The 5356-nt window shown below is 37.3% G+C and carries 3 protein-coding genes; all 3 read left to right on the top strand.

The annotated features are described in order from the left end of the window. Positions 1-992, top strand: a 992-nt coding sequence (locus EK417_RS13835; protein WP_136522489.1) for a T9SS type A sorting domain-containing protein, incomplete at its 5' end; no start/stop codon positions are given. A gap of 7 nt (positions 993-999) precedes the next feature. Then, positions 1000-4182, top strand: coding sequence for an RHS repeat domain-containing protein (locus EK417_RS13840; RefSeq protein ID WP_136522490.1), 3183 nt, complete (start codon positions 1000-1002; stop codon positions 4180-4182). A 5-nt stretch (positions 4183-4187) separates the two neighbouring features. Beyond that, the coding region (locus EK417_RS13845) for a DUF6443 domain-containing protein (RefSeq protein WP_228457939.1) at positions 4188-5356 on the top strand (1169 nt) is incomplete at its 3' end.

The following is a 5356-nucleotide window of genomic DNA, read 5'->3' on the forward strand; positions in this document are numbered from 1 at the left end:
TTTTAGGTGGAAAAGGCTTAGATGAAGTAGAGAAGATGATTCCAACGAAGGACGGCGGAGCTTTATTGGGAATGTATTCCAGGAGTTCTGAAGTAAAGGCAGGAAGCGGGAAGCTGGAGGCTGGAAGTGGTGTGAAGCTCGACTCTTATTCCAAAGCCAGCAGCAACTTCGGTGAAGGAGACTATTGGATTGTCAAGCTCTCAAAAGACGGAAAAGTAGAATGGGAAAAGAATTTTGGAGGGAAAGGTGATGATCATTTGAGAACTCTGGCCTTAACTTCCAATGGATTTATCATTGGCGGAGAATCCAGATCAGAAAGATCGGGCAACAAAACTGTAGGCATTGAAGAAGGAACGGACCTTTGGCTGATCTCTTTAAATGAAAGAGGGGAAGAACAGTGGCAGAAATCTTACAATTTTAAAAACAGAGATATCCTGATGAGTATGAGTGTCCTTCATTCTGCGGATGACAAATCTTCTAAAGGCATCTTATTGGGAGGTTATACTCAGGCTGAAGGAAGAATAGAAACCGATGACGAAACTTTCTGGATGCTGTACCTTGATCCAAACGGCAATGAACAGTGGAGAAAGCATATCACCGGAGAATCCAGAAAAAAAGAGGAAAGGCTTTCAGACTTAAAGCTGAACAGAGACGGCTCTATTATTCTGGCAGGAACCAGTGCTGAAGAATTAGGGAAAGAAAACTGGAAGATTGTGAAACTGGGAGATAAGCAGGTTGATCAGCTGATTGAAAAGTATGACATCAAAATCTATCCGAACCCTGTTTCTGATTATGCGTATGTAGAAATCGGTTTTGATTTCAAAGATGCTGATATTCTTTTGTATGATATGTCTGGAAGGCAGCTTCAGAATCTAAAAACAAAGAACAGAGTCACTAAAATCAATACCCAGGCTTTGGTTCAGGGAGCTTATCTGGTGACGATAAAAACGGATACGGGTAAAACCGTTAATGCCAAATTAATCAAGAAATAAAAACACGATGAAAAAAATAATAGTAGCTTTTCTGATTATCTGTGGATATGCTCTTGGGTACTCACAATCTGTAGATGCAAAGGAAAGTAAATATAATCTGACCATAAAGTCACCCGATGCCAGCCAGCTATCAAAGCACACAGATATTCCGACATCTACGCATACCGGAACTATTGGTATTGATATTCCAATATATACCATACAAGTGGGAGATTTTAGTCTTCCGATTTCTTTGAAATATCACGCCTCAGGAGTCAAGGTAAAAGAAACCGCTTCTAAGGTAGGTCTTGGCTGGTCTTTATCTTTGGGTGGGATGTCCCTTTCTAAACAGGTTTTAGGGCGTGAAGATAAAGGTAAAATTCAGTATATCAACCCGAATAGTTTCAATCCTGTTCAAAGCAATCTTAACGATTATGATCTGGCAAAAAGTATCAAAGAGGAATTCTCAACACTTGATACCCAGCCTGATATTTATTCCTTCTCTTTGGGAAGTGCTTCAGGAGAGTTTTATTATGACAGTTCCGGGAAAATTATTCAGATTCCCTACAGTACTGTAAAAATAGAAGATTCCTTCGTTTTCACTGATGATCAGGGCATCAAGTATTATTTCAAAGCAGGAAATCAAACCCAAACTGTGGGGGGAAGTGCTCCTGCCCCTAATGATTTTAGTAATACTGATTTTATTATTACCAGAATCCTTTTGCCAACAGGGAAAGAAATAAAGTTTAATTATCAGGCAAGTAACTATAGTTATTTGAATAACTTTTACAAAGGACTTAAAATTCCAAGAGCATGTGTATACCAGAATGGTACAACCTATGAAGAATTTGTAACCAAAACGAATGTACTTTCTGAAAGTGTATTACAGAGCATTCAATTTGAAGGCAATGAAGTAAAGTTTATGTATGGCAATCGTGAGGATATCAATAATGGACTTTCTTTAAATAAAATAGAAGTTAGAAATCCCCAGCAGACACTGGTATCAGAGTATAATCTGGTAAAAGAGTATTTTATAAGTACGGACTCTCCATCAGCTCCTGGATATGATTCTGAAATTCCATATCTGATGAAAAGACTGAAGTTAAAAGAAGTGGTAAATCTGAAAGATAATTCAAAATATAAACTTCAGTATTATGAAAATAATCCACTCCCTAACAGATTATCAGATCAGACAGATTTTGTAGGTTTTTATAATGGTAAATTAACCAATCATGGAATCCCTTTTGTTGCATATGGCGATAAAATTTACGGTTTTGGTGATGATAAAAATCCTGATATTAACTATGCTGTTTCCGGAAGTTTAAAAGAAATACAATATCCTACAGGTGGTAAAATGGGACTGCAATACGAACTGGATGATTTTTATTTTGAAGGGGCTGAAACCCAAATAGGAAAAAAAGATTTTCTTATTTCAAATCTTGAAACGCTAGGCGGAGTATTTAATGTTAATACCAATGGAAATACCGTTGATTTCAAAATTACCTTTCAAAGTACAGCCAATCCAAATGAAGGTCCGGAAGGCTCTTTACCTGAGGGACCACATTTTGTAGGGGAACTTCTGGATAATAACAATACCGTTCTAAGAACATTTCTGATCAACAAAGAATATGAATTTGTTGAAAATCTAAAACCTTCATATAAAATCAGAATCAGAAAGGTAGGCAATGTTAGCAGTAGCCAATATGCTACATTGAATGCACAATGGTATGAAAAAGTATCAGAAATCAAACAGTATAATAAATCTGTTGGTGGGATAAGGATAAAAAAAATAACGAAAAGTGATAGTAATATATTAACCCATGAAACAGAGTTTATTTATAGAGATGAAAACAATAAGTCTACAGGAAGATATATGGCAGATGATATTGAATATTCTTATATCCAGGAGATCGCAGAGGATCAGGATATGGGATATACCTGTGAACAAATGGTCATCAGTAATTCTGGAAACTTTAATATTAGTACGATTAACGGGAAGCCTACGATTTATGATAAGATCATTACCCGGAATAAAAATATAAACAACAATGCGGAAAGCTATGAGATAATAGATGAATATATGAATCTGTCCCACACCAATCCTAAAAATTCAAGAAGTCCAATCTTTACCTATGCCAATAATCAGTTTGCGCGTGGGGTATTAACTGATAGAAAATATTATGACTCTCAACATAGACTCGTTAAAAGGGATTCATACACCTACGAATTTGATAATCACTTCAATAATATTTCGAATGATTATAGTACAGGATTCCCTAATCTTACCATAAGACCTTATTATATAGGTGTGAAATCTGTTGCCTGTGCAGTTCATAATGCCAACGGGGTTTGTATAGGACGTAATTATACTTTTACGGTTGACCGTTTTGAAATATCATCTGCCTGGGTAAAAAAGAAAGCGATGACAACCACTGATTATTTTGATAATAATGATGTGGGTCAAATTACCAGTTATACTTATGACAGCAGTTACAGACATACTAACCCAACTAGTATAAATATTGATTTTTCTGATCAATCAACCCAAAAAACGACTTACAGCTATGCTCATGAGAAAGGTAATCAGTTGATGATTTCAAAAAATATGATTGGAATTCCTTTGGAAACAATAACGAGTAAAACCGTAGGTGCTACAAATAAAATATTGTCCAAGACAGAAACATTATATCCTATTAATCAATCAGAAGCAAATCTGAAAACATCAGGGTTAGTATTACCTCATACTATAATTTCTACCGATTTACAAAACATTGTCTCCACTGAAGTAACGTATGATAAATACGACAGTAAAGGTAATATTCAGCAGTACACCACAAAAGACGGCATTTCCACAGTCATTATCTGGGGGTATAACCAAACTCAGCCTATTGCTAAAATAGAAGGCGCCAAATTAACAGATATCCAGCAGTCCTTAATTGATGCTATTGTGACCGCTTCCAACACAGATACGTCAGCAGCAGCCAATAATGATGAAACCGCCCTTTTATCTGTATTGAACACCTTCAGAAACGCTCTGCCAAATTATCAGATCACTACCTACACTTATGACCCATTAGTAGGAGTCAGAAGTATCACCCCGCCATCAGGAATCAGAGAAAGCTATATTTATGATTCCGCAAACAGGCTTCAGAAAGTGATTGATATAAATGGTAAAGTGCTGAAGGAGATGAAATACAACTATAAAAACTAAAACCGATGAAAAAATTAATACTACCCATAGGAGCCTTGCTCTTATCCAATATAACCTCTGCGCAGCTTTCCACTATTGCCAATACAGAAAATTACATACAGAGTAAAACCTATCTGGATTATAGCGGAACTTCGGCTACCAAATCCTCAGAAACCGTTCAGTATTTTGACGGGTTGGGAAGACCCAGGCAGATTGTTAATGTCAAAGCCTCACCACTGGGACGTGATGTTGTCACCCATATAGAATATGATCCTTTCGGAAGACAGGTGAAAGACTATCTTCCTGTTCCCCAACTTTCCACAAGTAACGGGAACTATTATTCAGGGCCGTTGGGTGTTTATCCTAACACCTATGGGAATGAAAAGATCTATTCTGAAAAAGTGCTGGAAAACTCTCCTCTGGACAGGATTCTGGAACAAAAACAGGTGGGCAATGAGTGGAACGGAAAACCTGTAAAATTTGGATATGACGCCAACGGATTGAATGAAGTCTATCAGTTTACCACCACCACAAGCTGGGTAGATGGGGCTACTAAAAGTGTACTGAGCTTATCGCCTTCCACAGTGTATGCCCCTAACCAGCTTTATAAAAACGCTGTAAAAGATGAGGATGACAATGAAACCATAGAATTTAAAAATGGTAAAGGTCAGGTTGTATTAGTTCGAAAAGTAAAGAGTTCTTCAGAACATATCGATACCTATTATGTGTATAATGAGTATGATCAGCTGGCTTTTGTCATACCTCCTATGGCTGTTCATAAGCCTATTACGGATGATCTTCTCAATACATTGTGCTATCAGTACCGCTATGACGGGAGAAACCGGTTAGTAGAGAAAAAACTTCCCGGCAAAGGCTGGGAGTATATGGTGTATGATAAAGCTGACAGGCTGATGCTCACTCAGGATGCCAATATGAGAGCCACAGGTAAATGGCTGATGACCAAATACGATCAGTTCGGAAGAGTCGCTTATACCGGAAAATTTAGTTCAAATGAGACCAGAAATGCTATTCAGAGCCAGATCAAGGATTTGGTTATTTATGATGCGCGCCATTCTACAGGTTTTGTAAGAAATGGAATGGCTATTTTTTACACAGCTGTCTATTTTACCCCTGAAAGTATTTTATCTGTTAATTATTACGACTCTTATCCTGCCTACAGCTTTAATCCAGCCTT

The organism is Chryseobacterium candidae, assembly GCF_004916905.1.
Lineage (GTDB): Bacteria > Bacteroidota > Bacteroidia > Flavobacteriales > Weeksellaceae > Chryseobacterium > Chryseobacterium candidae.

Bases quoted from the DNA above. Each gene is read 5' to 3' on its own strand.
- EK417_RS13840 (WP_136522490.1), top strand. From the start codon at position 1,000: ATGAAAAAAATAATAGTAGCTTTTCTGATTATCTGTGGATATGCTCTT.